The organism is Gordonia sp. McavH-238-E (genome assembly GCF_022348225.1).
Lineage (GTDB): Bacteria > Actinomycetota > Actinomycetes > Mycobacteriales > Mycobacteriaceae > Gordonia > Gordonia terrae.
Window position 1 is genome coordinate 32643 of the sequence record NZ_JAKRFE010000011.1, and the last position, 19278, is coordinate 51920.

The following is a 19278-nucleotide window of genomic DNA, read 5'->3' on the forward strand; positions in this document are numbered from 1 at the left end:
ACCGGTCCCGCAGGTCGGTGCGCTGCCGGCGGCGACGGGCGAGCGAAGTGTGTGAGAAATGCACACTCCGATCGTCGAAGACGCTCACATCTGCTGTGGCGCGCGTTACACCCGCGTCGGCAGGCTATGCCCATCACACAGTCGTTCAAGCCAAGTCGTCGGCTCCCCGGCGCGCAAGGGAGGCAGAGGATCATGCCCGGACACTCACCCACCTCACCGGAGAATTTCGACGTCGTCATCATCGGCGGCGGGATCTCAGGGATCGGTGCCGCCGTCTACATCACGCAGGAGTTCCCGACGAAGAAGGTGGCCCTCCTGGAGGGTCGCGACGCAATCGGCGGGACATGGGACCTGTTCCGCTACCCCGGTATTCGGTCGGACTCCGACCTGCACACCTTCGCCTACGAGTTCAAGAGCTGGCGGCACGAGACCGCCATCGCGGACGCGCCGCTGATCAAGGACTACCTCGCCGAGACCGTCGACGAATACGGCCTCGACGCGATCGTCCGGTATCGCCACCACGTCACGTCCGCGGACTGGTCGGGGAGCGACGCGCGGTGGACGCTGGCGGTGGACATCACCGACACGGACGGGGCCGTCCGGCACGACATCATCACGGCCGGTTGGGTTTTCGGTGCCACCGGCTATTACCGGTACGACGAGGGTTACACCCCCGAGTTCGAGGGCCGGGACGACTTCGCGGGTGACATCATCCACCCGCAGCACTGGCCCGAGGACTACGACCACACCGGTAAGAAGGTGGTTGTGATCGGCAGCGGTGCCACTGCGATCACGCTGATCCCGTCGATGCTGAAGGGACCGGGTGCGGCGTCGCACGTCACGATGCTCCAGCGGACGCCGTCGTACATCATGACGATGCCGCGGATCGACGGACTGAGCCTCACGTTGACCAAGTTGCTCGGCGAGCGTCGCGGATACCTGGCGACTCGATGGAAGAACGTGTGGGCCGATTGGGCAGTCGTCAAGACGCTCACCACGTTCCCGAAGGCGTCGCGGCGAATGATCCGCTACCTCAACACCAAAGAGCTGCCCGCCGGATTCGACGTCGACAAGCATTTCAACCCGCCCTACGACCCGTGGGACCAGCGCCTGTGCCTCGCGCCGGACGGTGACTTCTTCACCTCCATCCGCACCGGCGATGCGTCCGTCGTCACCGACCGCATCCGGCGGTTCGTCCCGGACGGCATCGAACTCGAATCCGGCGAGAAGCTGGAGGCCGACCTGATCGTGACCGCGACGGGACTCAACATGCGGCTCCTCGGCGGTATCGACCTCAGCGTCGACGGTCGTCCCGTCGACCTGCCGTCGTCGGTGGTCTACCGGGGGATGATGCTGTCCGGCGTGCCGAACTGGGTCATGGCCGTCGGTTACACGAAATCGTCCTGGACGCTGAAGATCGGGCTGCTCGGCAAGAGCTTCATCGAATTGCTCCACCACATGGACACCCACGGATTCGACACCGCGACAGCGGTTGCCCCCGACGGCACCGGCACCCGTCCGGTCATCGACCTCGATGCCGGTTACATGCTTCGCGCCAAGCACACACTGCCTCGACAGGGTGATGAGATGCCGTGGCAGATGAAGAGCGTCTTCCTCGAGGACCGGAAGATGTTCCGCCAACCCGTGATCAGCGATGCGCTCACCTTCTCCTCGCGTCTCGAACGGGAAGTGGGCAGGCCGGCCGCGGTGGAAGCTGCACGATGATGACGGTTCTCGAACGATGTCAACGCGCGGCGTTCACCGCTGTCGGTCGTCTGCCCGACACCGTGCTGAGCCGTGTCGTGCCGCCCGTCATGAACTCCGACGGTGACGTCATGGCGCCGGAAATCGCTGTCTTGATGAAGGTCTCGTCCTCCGGTCCGGACTTCAGCGACGGGACCGTAGCGCAGGCACGGGTCGCGATGGACAACGATTGCCGGGTCTTCGCTGACGACGCCCCGGCGATGGACGTCGACGATCTCGCTCTGCCGAACGGGATACGCGCCAGCCTGTATCGCCCGCCCGGCCGGTCCGATGGACTCGTCGTGTTCCTGCACGGCGGAGGTTTCGTGCTCGGCAGTCGAGCCGGGTACGACGCACCGGTCCGCCTCATCGCCGACCGCGCGGGCGTGGCCGTCCTGTCGGTCGAATACCGGCGCGCGCCCGAAGCGCGGTTTCCCATCCCGGTCGATGATGCGTTGCACGCGTGGCGTTTCGCTGTCGATCAGGCTTCCGAGTGGGGAGTCGATCCGGAACGGATCGTGCTGCTCGGTGACAGCGCCGGGGCCAACCTGTGTGCGGTGCTCGCCAACGATCTCGCCGACGAACCGCTCCGGCCCCTCATGCAGGTGCTGATGTATCCGGTGGTCGACGGCGTCGGCGCTCATCCGTCACGTACCGAGTTCGCCGACAATCCCGCATTGTCGGCCAAGCAGATCGACTGGCTGTCAGAACTCTATGTCCCCGACGGCCATCCCGCGACGGACCCGCGAGTCTCGCCGCTGTACGCCGACGATCTGTCCCGGGCGCCGGCGACGCTGATCACCGTCGCCGGATTCGACCCGCTGCGCGACGAGGCGATCGCGTACGCCCGTCGGCTGATCGACGCAGGCGTACCGACGCGCGTGATGCGCGAAGGCGGCCTGGTCCACGGTTACATCTCCCTGACACGCATCAGCAAGGCGTCGCGCCAGGCCGTCGACCGTGTCGCAGACGCCATCGCCGACGCACTTCGACATGACGCCGGACCAACCCGAGATGAGTTGCCATGAGCTTGATTCACATGACGTTGGTGTTGATCGCCAATCTCGCGATGTTGGGCGCGGGCTATGTCTACGGTGTCCGATTGCTACGGCGCCATCGCAATCTGCTGCTGGGCGTCGAATGGCTGGTGATCGCGGTGTCCGGCACCAACATCTTGGTCCTCGCGGCCACCGGGGTGTCCCACGACAGCGTCAGCTACCACCTGATGGTGTTCTTCGACGCGTTCTCCCGGTCGTTCGGCATGACGGTCATGTTCATCCTCGGGATGCTGGTGGTCACCCATCGGTACCGCCCAAGCTGGATCGTCGAGGCTCTCGTGATCGGAGCGGGAACCGCTGTGGGGCTGGACCGTGCCCTCGACGTCCGGCCGGTCACCATGGGGTGGACGGTCTTCTACACCGTCGCGAACCTCGCCACCGCGGCGTTCATGCTCTACGTCGCCGCGCGCCTCGTCCGTATCGGCGAACGGCGCCCCGGCGCCTGGGTGGCGGTCGCGACCGTGCTCGGCGCGTTCGTCGCCGCGTCATATGACGTCATCCGAATTCCCGGCGACGACGCCGACCGCACCCTGTTCTACAGCGTCGCGATGGCGGTCTGGGCTCTCATGCTCGTGACGTACTACCACGGTTACCGCGTCCTCGACGAGCACCGGCAACAGCTCTCGCGCAGTTCGGATTCGGCTCTGATCGGAAGCTGAGGGCGTCACCGCTTCCTCGACCTCGACGGGCGGATCGGCGGCGTTTCGCGAGTCCGCGGATTGCGCGCCGACGTCCCCGTACCCTGGTCCCGTGACGTCTCCGATTCGCGAGTACACGACCATCAGTCATCCCGGGCCGAACACTCGTGTGTGGCATGAGATCCAGGGTGATGGGCAACCGGTCGTTCTGCTGCACGGCGCGTTCTCCGGCGCGTCGTCGTGGGGTGGCCAGGTGCCCGCTCTCGTCGAGGCGGGCTGGAAGGTGTTCTGCCCGGAGCGGCACGGCCATGGCCACAGCCCGGACGTGATGGACGAGTTCCACTATGCGGACATGGCCGAGGAGACGATCGCTTATCTCGATGAGGTCGTCGGCGGACCTGCCGAGATCGTCGGGTGGAGCGACGGCGCGGTGGTGGGAGTCATGGTGGCGCTCCGTCGGCCCGATCTGGTCCGTCATCTCGTCCTCATCGGCCAGTACTACAACAGTTCCGGGCGCGCGGTCGGCGGCATCCTGGATGCGCTCGATACTGCCGACGACGAGCTGATGGGATTCTTCGCCGCGGAGTACGCATCCGAATCCCCGGACGGGGCAGAGCATTTCCCGGTCATCTTCGCCAAGACGATGGCCATGATCAACACCGAACCCGAGATCGTTCTCGGTGATCTGGCGGCGATCACCGTGCCGACGCTGGTGATGCAGGGCGACCAGGACGAGGTGACCCTCGAGCACAGCCGCGACGTCGTCGCGGCCATCGCGGGCGCCCGGTTGGCTGTCATCCCCGGTACGCACCTCATCCCGATCGAGGCGCCGCAGGCGGTGAACGCGGTGCTCGTGCAGTTTCTCGGCGCGGAATGAGCGTGCGGCTTCTCGCGCCCGCGCCTGCTCAGGATCGAGTCATCGCCGCGAAAGCGTCTGTCAGGGTGGGGTAGACGCAGAGTGTCCGATCGAGGCCGGACAGCTGCAAGGGCCGCGTGATCGCGGGATGCTCGGCTACGACGCCGAACCGGCCGCCCGGGGTGATGGCCGCGTGGGCGGCGAGGAGTGCAGCGATGCCGGAGGACGCGAGGAAGTCGGTGGCGGTGAGATCGATGATGAGCCCGCGGGGTTGCTCGCTCACCGCCTCCAGAACAGCTGCACCCAGCCGCGGAACCGTGAGCAGGTCGAGGCTGCCGTGAGCGGTCAGGATGGTGAGCTGATCGCGCTGTGTCGAGATCACTGCCAATGCCCGACCTGCCGGGGACTCGTCCCGGTCGTCGTCGACGACCACCGGTTCGAAGCTGTCTGCCTTCATGTGGCGCTGCCTCCCTGTCCGCTCGACGTCGACCATCGGCGAGATGGCAGCGCATCGAGATTCGCCTGTGCGGCTACGGCAGTTGGCTTCGCCGGGGCCTTCGGAGTGTGTCTCCCGGTATGGCGTTCGGCGCCGCAGACGACACGGATGGTCGGGCCACCGTCACCGATGCGTCGGTGGCCCGACCGAGGAGACGTACGCGGACACCGCCACAGCACTGATCAGCAGGAGGCACCACCCCTCGCCGTGGTCAAGGGCCAGCAGGTAGAGCGCGGCCAGCGTCGCGGCGCACAGAGCCGCGGCCAGGACTGCCGGAAGCCATCGACTGTCTCGCAGGACGAAGATCGCGGCCTGGAACTGCAGCCCGAGGTGGGTGAGTGTCAGGACCGCTCCGGCGCAGCCCGTCGCGATCCACCCCGGGACGGAACCGACGTCGAACAGGGCTGCGGTCACCGGCGTCGCCAGGACTGCGATCGTGCCCAGAAACGCCCGGATCGTCGGTGACGTGAAACGCGCGAAGTCGCGGTCTACCGAGGTGTTCTCGAGTTGCTCGACGGAACTGCGCATGACTTCTGTCTAACGCACTACGTGCATCGACGGTAGTATGCACAATATCGTCCATATGGACGACAATGTCCACGCGAAAGCCGGCGGGAGGTCGACGATGGAGAGCGAGGACGAGTCCACCCTGCGGGACCCGGTCCGACGCGCCTACGAGGTGTGTCCGGTCGAGGTGAGTGTTGCCGTGCTCGGCGGCTCCTGGAAGATGACCATCGTCAAGAACCTCCTCGAGGGACCGATGAGGTACGGCGCCCTCGGACGCGCGGTCGGCCCGGTGACGCCTCGCGTCCTCACCCGCCAACTCCGTGAACTCGAGAGCGACGGCATCGTGCAACGCACTGCCTATCCCGAGGTTCCACCCAGGGTCGAGTATTCGCTCACCGAGCAGGGCCGCGCGTTGAGCCCGTTCGTGTCGGCACTGAACGAGTGGGGGAAGACCTACGTGGCCGAGGTCATCGAGCCGAAGGTCGCTCGCCAGGGGGCAGTGGCGAGCTGACCGGCGGAACCGCCCGACAGACGGAGTGTTCCGCGGAACACTCATGACCTCGGGTTGAGACCCGGGGGATTGTCGGTGGCGGCCGATACGTTTGTCCTGTTCCGTTCGTCTGGTTCAGGGGGTTGCGGTGGGGGTCAGTGCTTTTCGTTCGGGTGGTGATGTGTCGTCGATGTTCGACGGTGCGAATCCGGTGTCGCTGTCGGATGAGGTGCTCGAGGGGCGGGTGTTGGGGTATGCCGCGCAGATGTCGGCGCTGACTGCGGGGTTCCTTGAGCTGGTGGCGGAATTGGCTGAGCGGGAGTCGTGGCGGGGGCCGGGGATTCATTCGCTGGCGCACTGGTTGTCGTGGAAGGCCGGGATTGCGCCGCGAACGGCGCATGAGCAGGTGAGGGTCGCGAAGGCGATCCGAGGATTGCCGATGATCCGCAACGCTTTTGGTGAGGGTCGGTTGTCGTATTCGAAGGTTCGGGCGTTGACGCGGGTGGCCACCCCGGAGCGGGAGGCCGAGTTGGTGAATCTGGCGTTGTCGTGCACGGCGAGCCAGTTGGATCGGGCGGTGCGGGCGATGGTTCAGATCGATCGTGATCGTGGTGTCGAGGGGAGTGGGCCGCCGGTGGAGTCGACGGGTCGGTGGAAGTGGAATGCTGATGGGTCGTTGTCGGTGTCGTTGCGGTTGAGTCCGTTGGATGGTGCGCGGTTTCTGGCCGGGGCGGTGCGTGCGGAGTATGAACGGACCCGGACCTGCGCGGATGCGGATCTGCCGACGGTGCGGAGTGTTCCGCGGAACACTGAATCGGGTTCGGTTGTCGAGGATTCGGTGGTGGAGTCGGAGGTGGTTCCGTCGCGGCGTCGGGATTTGTGGCGGCAGGTGCCGTCGAATGTGGCGCCGGCGGTGGTGGTGATGGCCGGCATGGTGCATGACGGGATCGCGATGCCTGAACTTGCACCCGGTGCGGAGATCCTCGTTCATGCCGGTGCAGGGATGGAGCACGCTCATCTCGATGACGGTCCCGGGTTGTCGGAGGTCGAGGTGGCCGAAGCTCGGTGCGGGGCGTCGACGCGGGAAGTGGTGAGCCGCAGGGTTCCCGGGCAGCCTGGGAAGCTGGCGTTGTTGGGTCTGGGGCGTAAGTCGCGGGCGCCGAACAAGGCCCTGATCAGGGCGTTGTTCCTACGTGATCGGTGTTGTCAGATGCCGGGGTGTGGTCGGACGCGTCATCTGCATGCCCATCATGTGCGGTTCTGGTCGGCGGGTGGGCGGACGGATCCGGACAATCTGATCTTGTTGTGTGGGTCGTGTCATCGGTCGTTGCATCGGGGTGAGTTCTCGATCACCGCGCACGGTGAGCAGCGGTTCACCTTTCGCAGTCCGGACGGTGTCGAGATCGTGGCAGCCCCGCCGACCTCGAAGCCGGTGGGCTGGGTGCCCGATTCCCGCATCAGTGCAGACGCGACGGTGCCGGTCGGTGGCGGGCGGATGGACTTGGGATACACCACCGAGGTGCTCTACGCCGTGTGGGAATGGAGGGAACGCAACGCAACTCGATCGGGGCCGGTCGTCCGAGCCGCGGCGTAGCTATTCGTCGCGCAGCTCATCGATGTCGGCCCGAGCGATCTCGTCGAGCCGGTCGAGGATGCGGTTGTAGGCGGGAGACTGATGATGCACGAGTGAGGTGTGGGTTTCGCCGTCGAACAGCTGCAGCTCGGTCGAGCCGCCGGCGGCGTCGAGGGCGCGCGTATAGCGGCGCGAGTTGTTCGGATCGACATCGGTGTCGGCCAGACCGTGAAACATGGTGACCGGTAGCGCGGGGTCGAGATTGCGGATGGGATCCACCGAGTCGTAGCGGTCGGGGACTTGTTGAGGTGTGCCGCCGAGTATGTGGGTGATGACGCGATTGTTGCCGTGGCCGACCGCATAGCGCATGTCCAGGGGACCCGAGATGGACACCACTCGCGATGGAATGAAGGCCGGACGCGAGCCGACTTCATCGTCGGTGAGGCGATGACGCGTGCCGCCCCACACGGCCAATTGCGCACCGGCGCTGTGACCGATCACCAACTCGTCGTCGATTCGCAACTGCGGGTAGGACTCTGCCAACGCGGGCACGTGATCCAATGCGCGAGCCACATCGTGGAAGGTGGTGGGCCACCCGCCCCCCGTACCCAGGCGTCGGTACTCCACGTTGTAAACCGCCAGCCCGCGATCGGCGAGATCCCTCGCCATCTCGTCGAATTGCTCGGCGCCCGCACGGCTTTCCCAACCGCCACCGTGGATGATCGTCACGAGCGGCAGCGAGTCGTCGGCTTGCTCACCGGTAGGCAGGTACAGATTCGCCCAGTTCTCGGCGGGGTCGGCATCGGCGTCATCGAGATACTCGACGCGGACGACGTCGACCGATTCCGTTCCCGCAGGGACAGCGGGAGCGGTTGCCGCAGATGGTGTGCTGCTCGAAGTCGGCGACGACGACGGCTCGGGTTGCGTCGAGCATCCACCGCCGGCGACCGCGACCACCATGCTGACAGCGATCGTGACCATCCGGCGTCCCATCGGCTACTTCAGACCCGCCGGAACAGTCTCGCCGTTGACCGTCACGGTCACCTCGCCCGTCGATGTGTTCTCGGTGATCCTGCCGTGTTCGAAGGTCACCACCTCGAGGTCTCCGTCGACTGTCACGTCGCTCGTGGGAACACCCAGCGGTCCGGCCGAACCGTTGGTGCCGGTGAGCAACGGGACCCCGTCCGGCCCGCGCTCGGTGTTCCACGCGTCGCGGATCTTGCCGGAGGTGACGATGTAGGCGGGCGTTCCGGCGTCACTGTTCTTCGCGATGATCACACCCCCGCGGAACTGTTGATAGACAACGCCGCTCTCGCGCGTCCCCGCGTTGTGATCCCCGGTCAGCGGCTTGCCCAGGGCTTCTCGCTGTGCCCCCGTCGCGGACCCGTACTTCACCGCGATCGGACCGGTGAGGGTCACCTCCACGTCGTCCTCGCCCATCACCGTCACCTCGGTGGGCTCGGGCGTGGCATTCTGCGCGACAGGGGAGGGGGCCGTCGTGTCGCCGGCCGCTGCGGTCGTCGTCGACGACCCGGTCGTCGGGACTCCTGTGGGTGAGTCGTCGGCATCTGAGGTGCCGCACCCGGCGGCGATCAGCGTGACCACGAACAATCCGGTAACGAACTCGGTGCGGCGGGAAGCCATCTGCTTCATGTGCTCACCCTAACGGTGAACGGCAGGTGTGCTCACCCGTGCCGACGGCGATACTCACGCGCGGCACCCGGATGCAGGGGGATGGGGCCGGTGAGGATCAATGACTGCGCGTCGAGGAACTGACTGCCGATCGCCTGCGACGGTACGAGGTGTGCGGAGTCGTCGAGGAGCAGATCGACGACGGCCGCGGCGGTCGCGTCCGGCACATCCCGACGGGCGAGCAGCAGGTTCGCGACCCCGACGGTGGTGACCGCCGGGTGTCGGCCGTAGATGTCGGCCGGGATGCGTACGGGCTCGTACGCCGGCCCGTGCTCCCGTCGTAAGGCCGCCACGACTCCACCGAGATCGAGGAGGGCGATCGGCACGCGCAGGTCGGTGAATGCCGGGGTCGGCAGACCACCCGCCCACATGACGGCGTCGACCGCTCCCGTGGCGAGCGCCGAGCCGGCGTCCCGCATGGTCTGGCGAACCGGCCGGATGTCGCGGTCGGCGTCGAGGCCGGCCGCGACGAGTACCCGCTCGGAGAGTCCCGCGGCACCGGAACCCGGCGCGCCGACACTCACCACCCGTCCGCGCAGATCGGCGATCGTCGCGAGGCCGGAATCTGCGCGGACGGCCACCTGGAAGTAGTTCTCGTACACGCAACCGAGAGCGGTCAGTTGTGGATTCGCACGTTCGATGGCCGTGTCACTGAGGCTCATGGCCAGGTCTGCGGAACCCTCTGCCAGGGCGTCGAGGTTCTCGGCCGAGCCACCGGATCGACGCGGGCGGATCGGCGGCGCGCCCGACCGGTCGGCCGCCGCGGCGAGCAGTCCGGCGAACTCCCAGAAGAACCCGCCCGACTCGCCGGCGGCCAGGCGGACCGGCGCCCCGCGCTCGGTCCCACACGCGGACACTAGGAGCAGCGCGCCCAGGCCGGTGGCACCGCGGAGCATGGTCCGCCGGCCCACCGACCCGCTCGCGAACGACATGGTGCCACCTTAGGCCCGTCGCGCGCCGACCCCTGCGTCGAGGAAGGCCCGCCCCTGCTCGCGATCGAGCGGCGTCTCCGCCTTGTTGCGCAGGACGAAGATGTACACCATCAGCGACACGGCGATCACGATCGTGACGTAGGCGATGAACCACGGGACATGACCGCCGTTCTTCGCCGCCTGGTAGATCAGCGGGGCGGTGCCGCCGAACGCCGAGTTCGCGAGCGCGTAACCCAGACCCACTCCCAGCGCACGGACGTGCGAGGGGAACAGTTCCGCCTTCACGATCGCATTGATCGAGGTGTAGCCGGTGAGGATCACGTAGCCGACGGCTAGCAGGGTCAACGACGTTGCCACCGAGGTCGTCTGGGGCAGGTAGGTGATCAGGACGTAGGTGTACAGGACACCGCCGACGCCGAAGAAGATGAGGACGGGTTTGCGTCCGACCTTGTCGCTGATCATTCCGCCGATCGGCTGCAACACCATCAGGAACACCAGACCGATGAGATTGATCCAGGTCCCGGTGCGGCCGTGGTCCTCGTAGGCGGTCTTGACGATGGCCGGTGCGTTGACGCTGTAGGTGTAGAAGGCGATGGTGCCGCCGATCGTGACCAGGAAGCAGACCAGCAGGGGACGCCAGTAGTTCACGACGAGTTCGCGAATCGATCCGGACTCGGAGTCGGCCCCGCTGCGCACGGCCTCCAACTGCTCCGGTGTGAGCGACTCGTCCATGCTGCGGCGCAACCAGAAGACGACCACCGCGGCCACACCGCCGATGAGAAACGCGATGCGCCAACCGAAGTCGGAGATCTGCTCTTTGTCGAGGAACACCTGCATCACCAGCAGGGTGAGCTGTGCCAGCACGTGTCCGCCGATCAGCGTGACGTACTGGAACGACGAGAAGAAGCCGCGACGCTCGCGGGTGGCCGCCTCGGACATGTAGGTGGCCGACGCGCCGTACTCGCCTCCGGTGGCGAATCCCTGCACCAGACGACAGAGCACCAGGACGACCGCCGCCCACACGCCGATCGATTCGCGACCCGGTGTGAGCGCGATGACGAGGGAGCACGCCGCCATCAGCGACACGCTGAAGGTCAGCGCGGCCCGTCGGCCCCGACGGTCGGCGTACCGGCCGAAGAACCAGGAGCCGACCGGCCGCATCAGGAAGGTGACGGCGAAGATGGCGTACACGTAGACGGTCGAGTTCTTGTCGGCCGAGTCGAAGAACTGGCTCTCGAAGTACGTCGCGAACACCGTGTAGACGTAGACGTCGTACCACTCGACGAGGTTGCCGGAGGACCCGCGCAGGGTGTTGAGCACGGCACGGCGCGTCGCCGCGGCCGACGAGGTCGGCGGTGCGCTCCGGGCGTCCGCGGGCTGCCGGGTGGGCGAGTCGGTCATCGGGGTCCTCCAGATCGTCGAACGTGCTCCCGACCCGGTCCGGCGTCGGTGCCCCTAACACTGTGAATGCAGTCACAGGCGAAACGGAAGCCGATCGACGTTTCCTAACACTCCCTTAGGAGAGGTCCTCCACGTCGACCTCCGCTGCCGGGATCCAGAGGTCCACCCGCAGTCCGGTGGGACGTCCGGCAGCAACCCTCAGCTCGCCCCCGGCCGCGTCGACGAGGGCCGCAGCGATGGACAACCCGAGTCCGGACCCCGGTACGCCGCCGGTCGACGCGCGGAAGAACCGCTCCGTGACGCGCGGCAACTCGTCGTCCGTCACGCCGCGGCCGGTGTCGGCGACCCAGATCCGGGTTCGCGCGCCCTCGGACCGACAACCCAACTCCACGTGGGCTCCCTTCCCGGCGTGGCTGACCGCGTTGCTCATCAGGACGTCCATCGCCCGGATGAGGTCGTCCTCGTCGAGCGCGGCGATCACCGACCGCGGTCGGGGTGGCGAGACGATCGACGCCGACAGCCCGGCATCCGCGAGCGCATCCGCCCAGAAGTCGTGCCGTTCGACCAGTACGGCGGCGACGTCGCAGACCCCCGTGGTGGAGCCGGCGGGCCGCGACTCGGCGGTGGCCAGGACGAGCAGGTCGTCGACGATGCGGTCGAGCCGGTCGATCTCCACGATGGTTTTCTCATGTGATTCGAGCGAGCGGCCGGTCAATCCGAGCCCGAGGGTGTCGAGACGAAACCGCACGGCCGCGAGCGGATTACGAAGTGCGTGCGCGGTGTCGGCCACCAGGCGGCGCTGGGCGCCGGTGGCGTTCTCGACGTCGGCTGCCATCGCGTCGAAGATCCGGGACAGCTCGCGGACCTCCGGCGGGCCGGTGTGCCGGTGATCGGGCGGTCCGCCCTGGGGCGTTTCATCCGCTGCCGGTCCGACCGGTGTCGGACCGCCGTCGATGACCGAGGCGCGCAGTGATCGCACCCGTGCCGTCAACGCGGTGAGTGGGCGAACCATCCACCGCGACAACGCAACCGCGATGAGGGAACCGATCACGAGCATCGCGACGGCTCCGCCGGCGATCACGGCCCACGTCCTGGCGACATCGCGTGTCGCCGCCGACGTCGACGCCTGGATGACGACCGCACCATCGACCTGGGTGCCCGTACCTATCGGCATGGCGACCAGTACCGATTCGGGTGACCACGGTGTCAGTCCCGACGCGATCCGGGTGCGCTGATTGCGCAATGCCCCGGACACGGCCTCGGCGACCTCCGGTGACCGGGCCGAGAGGCCGGCCGAGGCGCGCGTCGTGCCGGCTCGGTCGACCACCACGACACCTTCGTCGTAGAGATCGCGATAGCGTTCGACGGCCCGCTGCAACTCGGTACCCCGCATCTCCGGTTCCCGATCGGCGAGGTCGGCGAAGTAGATCGCAGACGCGGTCCGGCTCTCGGTGAACCGTTGCAGCCGTTCGCGACTCACAGTCGTCGCGAGGGGGACCGCCAGGCCCAGGACCACGATCGCCGAGTAGGCGACGAGCACGAGCAGCACGCGCCGCCACATCGTTCAGGAACCCCACCGGTAGCCGAACCCGCGGATCGTCTCGATCACGCCCGGCCTGCCGAGCTTCGCCCGGAGTGCGGTCATGTGGACGTCGAGGCTTCGGGAGATCGCGACATGGGCGTCGCCCCAGATCGCATCCATCAACTGTTCGCGGCTGACCGCCTCGCCGCGCCGCGCGACGAGGTGCCCGAGGAGTTCGAACTCCTTCGGGGTCAGGGCCACGTCGACGCCGGCCACGGTGACCAGTCGCGCATCGAGGTCGACCACGATGTCGCCGGTCGTGATCCGTCGCTCGGCGACGGCAGGCGCATCGACGACGCGGCGGCGGGCGGCCACCTCCAGGCGCGCCATCAACTCACCCAGCCGCGCCGGCTTGACCACATAGTCGTCGGCGCCCGCCCGAAGTGCCCGCACCACGGACCGTTCGTCGTGCCGCGCGGTGAGCACCACCACCGGCAGCTCGCTGACGGTCCGCAAGCGGCGCAACACGGTCAGACCGTCGTCGTCGGGCAGGCCCAGGTCCAGCAGCGCGAGGTCGACATCTCGATGACCGAGTAGGAGATCGGCGCCGCGCCGCATCCGGCGGGGCTCGTGACCGACCTCGGTCAGGGCGTCGACGAGCGCATCACCGACCCCGTCGTCGTCCTCTACCACCGCGATACGCATCGCGTCCACGGTACGATGCGCCCAGACCGCGGCTGCCGTGACTAGCCGTAGAGTCCGTCGATACGATATGTTGATACTTATTGACGGATTTGGTTCCTCGGCGGACGGATGAACGACCATGAGCACGACAAACGATCAGCAGAGTCGTGAGCTGGTGTTTGCTGCCCTGGCCGACCAGGTTCGCCGACAGATCCTGGACACACTCGCGTCCCACGGCGAATGCAGTGCCGGGTTCATCAGTGACCAGATCTCCTCGGTCGGTCGCACCACCGTATCGACTCATCTCAAGGCACTGAAGATGTCCGGGGTCGTCGTCGAGCGGCGTGCGGGGCGGAACCGCTACTTCTCCATCGACCCGGCCGGCCCGGCCAACGACGCCCTGCAGTTCCTGCAGGGTGTGCTGGAGCGGGCGCTCGGTGCGGGGGAAGCCACCGGCGACGCCGCGGCCCCCGATATCCGTGAGGACGAGGCGAAGGCGCGGCGGCAAGCGTAGCCTGGCGCTGTTCCGGCTATCCGGGGGTGTTGTGTGCCGACTCTTTCCGTGACTGCCCAGATTCCCACCGCTGATCCGCCCGACGTCGCATTCGGCCGATTCGCCGCCGGCGGATTGCTCGATCTGGAATGCACCAGGCTGGAAGTGGGTGCGGCGGTGACGGTGTCCCTCCCCGTCGGCGGCGGCCAAGGTGTCGCGGGAATGCCCATCACCCTGCTGGGACATCTCGCGTCGGTTCGGTGGGGCAAGGCCGTGGTGATCGTGCACCATCAGCCGTGGCGCGGTCGGCTCACCGTACGATTCTTCGCCGACGGCAGTGGCTCGCGCGTGGTCGTGGAGTCCAGTCTGGATCGGGACGGCGTGACCTGGCTGGCCCACAAGCGCGGGTTCGGTCCGCCCGAACCGCTCCGGCCGGACCGGCACCGAATCGGATTGCTGGTCAGCAAGTCCGGGTCCGCGGCGGTCTTCGCCCAGGCCACCGAGATGTTGGCCCAGTTGGCCGTCGATGAGATCAATGCCGGGGGTGGCGTCGGCGGTGTTCCCGTCGAGTTGCTGGTCGGTGACGATGCCTCAGAGTCGATGGCGGGAGCAACCGCCGCCACCAGGTTGCTGCGCAGCGGATGCCGGGTGATCTTCGCATGTGTCACCTCGGCGACCTTCAATGCTGCTGCCTCTGTCCTGCAGGGCAAAGATGTGTTGCTGGTGCACACCGTCCTGAACGAAGGTGGGAGGCCGAGCCCCACGACACTGCGACTGGGAGAGCGGCCGCTGGCGCAAGCGCGAGCCGCGATGCCTGCGCTGATGGCTGAAACAGGTAGCCGTAGATGGTTTTTCGTCGGTCACCGCTACTCGTGGTCCTATGGAGCGCACTGGGCGGCCCGCCGCGTGGTTGCCGAGAACCACGGGTCGGTTCTAGGGGACACCTACCTCCCCCTGGGGACTCAGGACTTCACCGCGACCATCGACGCCATCGAGGCGTCCGGCGCGGAGCTGATCCTGTCGTCGCTGGTGGGGCGGGACGAGGTCGTCTTCGAACGGCAATGCGCCGAGCGAGGACTGCGGGCCCGGACCAGAACGCTTGCGCTCGTGCTCGACGAGGCGACGTTGCAGCTGATCGGTGACACGGCTGCCGACGGTGTCTGGGCGGCATTCGCGTACTTCCAGGGTGCTCTCGACGCCCATCGCGATCTCGAGAGTCGCTACCAGCACGAGCTGCACGGCCTGATGCCACCGATGAGCTCGTTGTCCGAGACGACCTACGAAGCCATCAAGGCGTACGGGCAGGAGATGTCGACTGATCCCGACATGGACAGAGACGGGCTGCGGCGCAAACTCATTGCGGATGCCGCCACTGCCGGGCACTCGCCCTCCCGGCCCATTCTCCTGGCGGAGTCGCGACACGGAACCCTGCATCCGCGCTAGTCCAAAGAGTTTATGCGTCGCCACTCATTGACATATCTGTCCCGGGGTACTACGTTTTGACCATGTGACGCGCGCCACGGTGGCTTCTGAACCGGACCTCCGGACGAGGGGCTCGTGAGGGCTGGTGGTGCGTCTTAATGTGCTGCCGCACAGTCGCATCGGGTCGGTCAGCGGCCCACGGGAGGTGGAGAACATCGGCGAAACACGATCTTAATAAGTCGATGTGTCGATACCTATTGACTCATTCATCCACGGGTTCCTAGACTCGGGATCGTTCATCAGCGAGAAGGCGCACTGGCGGGGAGTTGGTCTCGCGTTCCGCCTCGAAAAGGAGAGAGAGCATGTCGGTTCGTCGTCCTGGTGTGGATGAGATAAGTACTGCAGCAACGCATTTCGGCCTGAGTCTGACTGCTGCGGATCGTGCCGAGTTCGCTGAGCTGGTCGACGGCGCCCTGGGGTCCTACGACGTGGTCGACGATCTGTATGCCGCATCGGCGGCACCGGTCGCGCCGACGAGGGAATATGTCGCGGCCTCCGGCGCGGAGTCGAATCCGTTGGGCGCGTGGTACATACGGACCTCGATCACCGCCGACGAGCCGGCTGACGCGCGGCTCGCAGGTCGGCGGGTGGCGATCAAGGACAATGTCGCGGTGGGCGGGGTGCCGATGATGAACGGCTCGCGCTCACTGGAGGGGTTCATCCCTGCACGAGACGCCACCGTGGTCTCGAGGCTGCTGGAGGCCGGTGCCGAGATCGCCGGAAAGGCTGTCTGCGAGGACCTCTGCTTCTCCGGATCGAGCTTCACGCCCGCCACCGGACCGGTGCGCAACCCGTGGGATCCGGGACGTGAGGCGGGCGGATCCTCGGGCGGCAGCGCTGCCCTGGTCGCCAACGGCGACGTTGATCTCGCCATCGGAGGGGACCAGGGTGGATCGATCCGAATACCGGCTTCGTTCTGCGGGGTCGTGGGGCACAAGCCCACGTTCGGTCTGGTGCCCTACACGGGCGCGTTCCCGATCGAGCGCACCATCGACCACGTGGGGCCGATCACCCGCACGGTCGCCGACGCGGCTCTGATGCTGTCGGTGATCGCCGGTGCTGACGGACTCGACCCCCGCCAACCCGAAGGGATCACTCCGAGCGACTATATGTCGGGTCTCGCCGACGGGGTCCAGGGGTTGCGGATCGGTGTGGTAACCGAGGGTTTCGGACACGATGCCTCTCAGCTCGAGGTCGACGCGGTGGTGCAGGACGCGGCGAGACGGTTCGCCGACGCCGGTGCGGTCGTCGAGCAGACGAGCGTCGCGTGGCATCGCGACGCATTCCATGTCTGGAACGTGATCGCCACCGACGGCGGTGCCTACCAGATGCTCGACGGCAACGGGTACGGCCTCAATGCGAGTGGTCTCTATGATCCCGAACAGATGGCCTACTTCGCCCAGCGCCGCATCGAGCACGCGAACGATCTGTCCGAGACGGTCAAACTCGTCGCGCTCTGCGGACACCACGGCGTTACGGCTCTCGGGGGCGCCAGTTACGGCAAGGCCCGCAACCTCGTGCCGCTGATCCGAGCGGCCTACGACGCGGCCCTGCGCGACTACGACGTCCTGGTGATGCCGACCCTGCCGTATGTCGCCACCGAACTCCCGGAACCGGGCGTCGATCGCGCCACCTACGTCACCAAAGCGCTGGGGATGCTGGCCAATACCGCACCTCTCGATGTGACCGGTCATCCCGCACTGTCGATTCCGGCCGGCGAGGTCGGCGGGTTGCCGGTGGGGATGACGATCATCGGCAAGCACTTCGACGATGCGACCGTGCTGCGCGTGGGGTATGCATTCGAGCAGCTGGTCGGTGGATTCCCGACCCCACGGATGACATCGGTCAGTGCCCCGTCGTGAGCAGGCAAGCCGCTACGCCGACCGCAACGCTCGAGCGGTGTGCGAACCCGTCGCCATCGCCAGAAACCAAGGAGGAGTTCGCATGAACGGTGTTTTCGATCTGGGCGGGACCGACGGTCTCGGTGCGGTCGTCGTGGTCGACGACGAGCCGGTGTTCCGCGCCGAATGGGAGAAGCCGATGTTCACCATGTTCCCGGCGTGCTTCCGCGCCGGGTACTTCGGGGTCGACTCGTTTCGCCACGGCATGGAGAAGATGGACCCCGCGGTCTATCTGAAGGCCCCGTACTACGAGCACTGGCTGTATTCGATCGAGAACCATGCCATCGCGGCCGGAGCGATCGATCCGGCCGAACTCGATCGTCGCACCGAGTACTACCTCGCGAACCCGGATGCCCCGCTGCCCGAGCACGAGCAGTCCGAGGAGCTCATCGAGTTCGTCAATGCTGTCGTCCCTGCGGGCGCGACCGCCATCCGCGAGACCGACAAGGTTGCTCGGTTCCGGGCGGGTGACGTGGTCACGGTGACCGACGTCAGCCCGCTCGGTCACACCCGACGGGCACGATACGTGCGCGGAAAGACCGGAACCATTGTCGCGCACCACGGTTCCTTCATCTACCCGGACACCGCAGGCAACGGGCTGGGTGAGGACCCCGAACACGTCTACACGGTGAAGTTCGCCGCCGAGGAACTGTGGGGAGCCGGTTACGCCGACCCGAACAGCTCGGTCTACTTCGACGTGTGGGACCCCTACATCGAATTCGCCCCAGAAGGATTCGCCACAGAAAGATCCGCCACAGAAGGAGCACAACAATGAGCAACGGAGTACCGAGCCAGGAAGAGATCGCCGCACGCGTCAAGGCGCTGGAGTCGATGCTCATCGAGAACGGCGTGATGACCACGTCCATGGTCGACCGAATCGTCGACATCTACGAGAACGAGGTCGGCCCGCAGCTCGGCGCGAAGGTGGTGGCCAAGGCATGGTCGGATCCGGAGTACCGCGCACGCCTCCTCGACGACGCGACCGAGGCCTGTAAGGAGTTGGGTATCAGCGGCTTGCAGGGCGAGGACATGCGTGTGCTCGAGGACACCGATTCCGTGCACCATGCGATCGTGTGCACCTTGTGCTCCTGCTATCCGTGGCCGGTCCTCGGTCTGCCGCCGAACTGGTACAAGGAACCGCAGTACCGGTCGCGAATCGTGCGCGAGCCGCGCAAGGTCCTGGCCGAGGACTTCGGGTACGACGTCCCCGAATCCACCGAGATCCGCATCTGGGACTCGAGTTCGGAAATGCGGTACTGGGTGCTGCCCCAGCGACCCGCCGGCACCGACGGCTGGACCGAAGACCAACTCGCCGAGCTGGTGACCCGGGACTCGATGATCGGTGTCGGACCGGTCAAAGAGGTGTCGGCGTCATGAGCGCCACCGCACCGGCGACGACCCGGGAGCGGCAGATCGTCGAGGATCTCGTCTGCGATCTGCCCGGTGGCCGACCCGAGGATCTCGCGTTCGACAGCCCCTGGGAGATCAGGGCTTTCGCCCTCGCCGTGGCCGCCCACCAGGGCGGGCAGTACGAGTGGGCGCAGTTCCAGGGTGCGCTGATCGCGTCGATCCAGGAGTGGGAGAGCTCGGTCGAGGACCTGTCCGATGAATCCTGGTCCTACTACCGGCACTGGGTCACCGCACTCGAACAGGTCCTCTCCGAGATCGGCGCGGTGCATCCGGGCGACGTTGCCGGACGCACCGCCCGGGTTCTGGCCGCGCCGCCGAATCGCAACCACCACAAAGCCATTCTCGAACCGGTCGCGATCGACCCGGCCTCCGCGCCCTGAGTCCACTGCCATCGCCCAAC

Annotated in this window: 20 protein-coding genes; 12 read left to right on the forward strand and 8 right to left on the reverse strand. The window is 66.7% G+C overall.

Annotated elements, in window-relative coordinates; translation table 11 throughout:
• Positions 1 to 192: 192 nt before the first annotated feature.
• The 4 genes from MHN80_RS17570 to MHN80_RS17585 all read left to right on the forward strand — a co-directional run bounded on the left by MHN80_RS17570 (position 193) and on the right by MHN80_RS17585 (position 4316).
• Positions 193 to 1725 (forward strand): NAD(P)/FAD-dependent oxidoreductase, encoded by a 1533-nt coding sequence (locus MHN80_RS17570; protein WP_239402808.1) that lies wholly within the window; start codon positions 193 to 195, stop codon positions 1723 to 1725.
• On the forward strand, positions 1722 to 2771 hold the full coding sequence (locus MHN80_RS17575) for an alpha/beta hydrolase (RefSeq protein WP_239402809.1): 1050 nt from the start codon (positions 1722 to 1724) through the stop codon (positions 2769 to 2771). The genes MHN80_RS17570 and MHN80_RS17575 overlap by 4 nt, the downstream gene beginning before the upstream one ends.
• The gene (locus tag MHN80_RS17580; protein ID WP_239402810.1) at positions 2768 to 3460 is read left to right on the forward strand and encodes a hypothetical protein; all 693 of its coding nucleotides are present in this window, start codon (positions 2768 to 2770) and stop codon (positions 3458 to 3460) included. Before MHN80_RS17575 ends, MHN80_RS17580 begins: the two co-directional genes overlap by 4 nt.
• Positions 3461 to 3551: 91 nt before the next feature.
• The gene (locus MHN80_RS17585) at positions 3552 to 4316 is read left to right on the forward strand and encodes an alpha/beta fold hydrolase (protein ID WP_239402811.1); all 765 of its coding nucleotides are present in this window, start codon (positions 3552 to 3554) and stop codon (positions 4314 to 4316) included.
• Positions 4317 to 4344: 28 nt separating this feature from the next.
• Here MHN80_RS17585 and MHN80_RS17590 read toward each other — a convergent pair whose 3' ends face one another.
• Both MHN80_RS17590 and MHN80_RS17595 read right to left on the reverse strand, forming a co-directional pair.
• Positions 4345 to 4752 (reverse strand): STAS domain-containing protein, encoded by a 408-nt coding sequence (locus tag MHN80_RS17590; RefSeq protein ID WP_239402812.1) that lies wholly within the window; start codon positions 4750 to 4752, stop codon positions 4345 to 4347.
• 162 nt (positions 4753 to 4914) lie between these two features.
• A complete protein-coding gene (locus MHN80_RS17595) occupies positions 4915 to 5319 on the reverse strand; it encodes a hypothetical protein (RefSeq protein WP_239402813.1) in 405 nt (134 codons plus the stop codon).
• A 97-nt stretch (positions 5320 to 5416) separates the two neighbouring features.
• Here MHN80_RS17595 and MHN80_RS17600 point away from each other — a divergent pair, with 97 nt between their 5' ends.
• Both MHN80_RS17600 and MHN80_RS17605 read left to right on the forward strand, forming a co-directional pair.
• Positions 5417 to 5809 (forward strand): helix-turn-helix domain-containing protein, encoded by a 393-nt coding sequence (locus MHN80_RS17600; protein ID WP_239402917.1) that lies wholly within the window; start codon positions 5417 to 5419, stop codon positions 5807 to 5809.
• 169 nt (positions 5810 to 5978) lie between these two features.
• Complete coding sequence (locus MHN80_RS17605) at positions 5979 to 7382, forward strand: HNH endonuclease signature motif containing protein (RefSeq protein WP_239402814.1); 1404 nt, start codon at positions 5979 to 5981, stop codon at positions 7380 to 7382.
• Here MHN80_RS17605 and MHN80_RS17610 read toward each other — a convergent pair whose 3' ends face one another.
• The 6 genes from MHN80_RS17610 to MHN80_RS17635 all read right to left on the reverse strand — a co-directional run bounded on the left by MHN80_RS17610 (position 7383) and on the right by MHN80_RS17635 (position 13613).
• The gene (locus MHN80_RS17610; RefSeq protein WP_239402815.1) at positions 7383 to 8342 is read right to left on the reverse strand and encodes an alpha/beta hydrolase; all 960 of its coding nucleotides are present in this window, start codon (positions 8340 to 8342) and stop codon (positions 7383 to 7385) included.
• A 15-nt stretch (positions 8343 to 8357) separates the two neighbouring features.
• Positions 8358 to 9014: an LGFP repeat-containing protein gene (locus tag MHN80_RS17615; protein ID WP_239402816.1), complete on the reverse strand. Its 657-nt coding sequence runs from the start codon at positions 9012 to 9014 to the stop codon at positions 8358 to 8360.
• 32 nt (positions 9015 to 9046) lie between these two features.
• A complete protein-coding gene (locus tag MHN80_RS17620) occupies positions 9047 to 9985 on the reverse strand; it encodes a TAXI family TRAP transporter solute-binding subunit (RefSeq protein ID WP_239402817.1) in 939 nt (312 codons plus the stop codon).
• Positions 9986 to 9994: 9 nt separating this feature from the next.
• Positions 9995 to 11386 carry an MFS transporter gene (locus MHN80_RS17625; protein WP_004020228.1) on the reverse strand — a complete coding sequence of 464 codons (1392 nt, stop codon included), beginning with the start codon at positions 11384 to 11386 and terminating at the stop codon, positions 9995 to 9997.
• A gap of 115 nt (positions 11387 to 11501) precedes the next feature.
• Positions 11502 to 12947, reverse strand: a complete 1446-nt coding sequence (locus tag MHN80_RS17630; protein WP_239402818.1) for a HAMP domain-containing sensor histidine kinase — start codon at positions 12945 to 12947, stop codon at positions 11502 to 11504.
• Positions 12948 to 12950: 3 nt separating this feature from the next.
• Positions 12951 to 13613: a response regulator transcription factor gene (locus MHN80_RS17635; protein WP_239402819.1), complete on the reverse strand. Its 663-nt coding sequence runs from the start codon at positions 13611 to 13613 to the stop codon at positions 12951 to 12953.
• A 118-nt stretch (positions 13614 to 13731) separates the two neighbouring features.
• Here MHN80_RS17635 and MHN80_RS17640 point away from each other — a divergent pair, with 118 nt between their 5' ends.
• The 6 genes from MHN80_RS17640 (at position 13732) to MHN80_RS17665 (ending at position 19258) form a co-directional block, all read left to right on the forward strand.
• Positions 13732 to 14106 carry a helix-turn-helix transcriptional regulator gene (locus MHN80_RS17640; RefSeq protein ID WP_239402820.1) on the forward strand — a complete coding sequence of 125 codons (375 nt, stop codon included), beginning with the start codon at positions 13732 to 13734 and terminating at the stop codon, positions 14104 to 14106.
• A 48-nt stretch (positions 14107 to 14154) separates the two neighbouring features.
• A complete protein-coding gene (locus MHN80_RS17645) occupies positions 14155 to 15528 on the forward strand; it encodes an ABC transporter substrate-binding protein (protein WP_239402821.1) in 1374 nt (457 codons plus the stop codon).
• A gap of 341 nt (positions 15529 to 15869) precedes the next feature.
• A complete protein-coding gene (locus MHN80_RS17650) occupies positions 15870 to 17429 on the forward strand; it encodes an amidase (protein ID WP_239402822.1) in 1560 nt (519 codons plus the stop codon).
• Between the two features lie 82 nt (positions 17430 to 17511).
• The gene (gene nthB / locus MHN80_RS17655; protein ID WP_239402823.1) at positions 17512 to 18243 is read left to right on the forward strand and encodes a nitrile hydratase subunit beta; all 732 of its coding nucleotides are present in this window, start codon (positions 17512 to 17514) and stop codon (positions 18241 to 18243) included.
• The gene (gene nthA, locus MHN80_RS17660) at positions 18240 to 18845 is read left to right on the forward strand and encodes a nitrile hydratase subunit alpha (RefSeq protein ID WP_086535295.1); all 606 of its coding nucleotides are present in this window, start codon (positions 18240 to 18242) and stop codon (positions 18843 to 18845) included. Before nthB ends, nthA begins: the two co-directional genes overlap by 4 nt.
• Positions 18842 to 19258, forward strand: coding sequence for a nitrile hydratase accessory protein (locus MHN80_RS17665; protein ID WP_239402824.1), 417 nt, complete (start codon positions 18842 to 18844; stop codon positions 19256 to 19258). The genes nthA and MHN80_RS17665 overlap by 4 nt, the downstream gene beginning before the upstream one ends.
• Positions 19259 to 19278 lie beyond the last annotated feature (20 nt).

What these genes read in the sequence shown, in the direction of transcription:
- MHN80_RS17625 (WP_004020228.1), bottom strand. Translation starts at nt 11,386, where the DNA reads ATGACCGACTCGCCCACCCGGCAGCCCGCGGACGCCCGGAGCGCACCG.
- MHN80_RS17595 (WP_239402813.1), bottom strand. Translation starts at nt 5,319, where the DNA reads ATGCGCAGTTCCGTCGAGCAACTCGAGAACACCTCGGTAGACCGCGAC.
- MHN80_RS17605 (WP_239402814.1), top strand. Translation starts at nt 5,979, where the DNA reads ATGTTCGACGGTGCGAATCCGGTGTCGCTGTCGGATGAGGTGCTCGAG.
- MHN80_RS17610 (WP_239402815.1), bottom strand. Translation starts at nt 8,342, where the DNA reads ATGGTCACGATCGCTGTCAGCATGGTGGTCGCGGTCGCCGGCGGTGGA.
- MHN80_RS17615 (WP_239402816.1), bottom strand. Translation starts at nt 9,014, where the DNA reads ATGAAGCAGATGGCTTCCCGCCGCACCGAGTTCGTTACCGGATTGTTC.
- MHN80_RS17665 (WP_239402824.1), top strand. Translation starts at nt 18,842, where the DNA reads ATGAGCGCCACCGCACCGGCGACGACCCGGGAGCGGCAGATCGTCGAG.
- MHN80_RS17590 (WP_239402812.1), bottom strand. Translation starts at nt 4,752, where the DNA reads ATGAAGGCAGACAGCTTCGAACCGGTGGTCGTCGACGACGACCGGGAC.
- MHN80_RS17570 (WP_239402808.1), top strand. Translation starts at nt 193, where the DNA reads ATGCCCGGACACTCACCCACCTCACCGGAGAATTTCGACGTCGTCATC.
- nthB (WP_239402823.1), top strand. Translation starts at nt 17,512, where the DNA reads ATGAACGGTGTTTTCGATCTGGGCGGGACCGACGGTCTCGGTGCGGTC.
- nthA (WP_086535295.1), top strand. Translation starts at nt 18,240, where the DNA reads ATGAGCAACGGAGTACCGAGCCAGGAAGAGATCGCCGCACGCGTCAAG.
- MHN80_RS17575 (WP_239402809.1), top strand. Translation starts at nt 1,722, where the DNA reads ATGATGACGGTTCTCGAACGATGTCAACGCGCGGCGTTCACCGCTGTC.
- MHN80_RS17600 (WP_239402917.1), top strand. Translation starts at nt 5,417, where the DNA reads ATGGAGAGCGAGGACGAGTCCACCCTGCGGGACCCGGTCCGACGCGCC.
- MHN80_RS17650 (WP_239402822.1), top strand. Translation starts at nt 15,870, where the DNA reads ATGTCGGTTCGTCGTCCTGGTGTGGATGAGATAAGTACTGCAGCAACG.
- MHN80_RS17620 (WP_239402817.1), bottom strand. Translation starts at nt 9,985, where the DNA reads ATGTCGTTCGCGAGCGGGTCGGTGGGCCGGCGGACCATGCTCCGCGGT.
- MHN80_RS17640 (WP_239402820.1), top strand. Translation starts at nt 13,732, where the DNA reads ATGAGCACGACAAACGATCAGCAGAGTCGTGAGCTGGTGTTTGCTGCC.
- MHN80_RS17635 (WP_239402819.1), bottom strand. Translation starts at nt 13,613, where the DNA reads ATGCGTATCGCGGTGGTAGAGGACGACGACGGGGTCGGTGATGCGCTC.
- MHN80_RS17630 (WP_239402818.1), bottom strand. Translation starts at nt 12,947, where the DNA reads ATGTGGCGGCGCGTGCTGCTCGTGCTCGTCGCCTACTCGGCGATCGTG.
- MHN80_RS17580 (WP_239402810.1), top strand. Translation starts at nt 2,768, where the DNA reads ATGAGCTTGATTCACATGACGTTGGTGTTGATCGCCAATCTCGCGATG.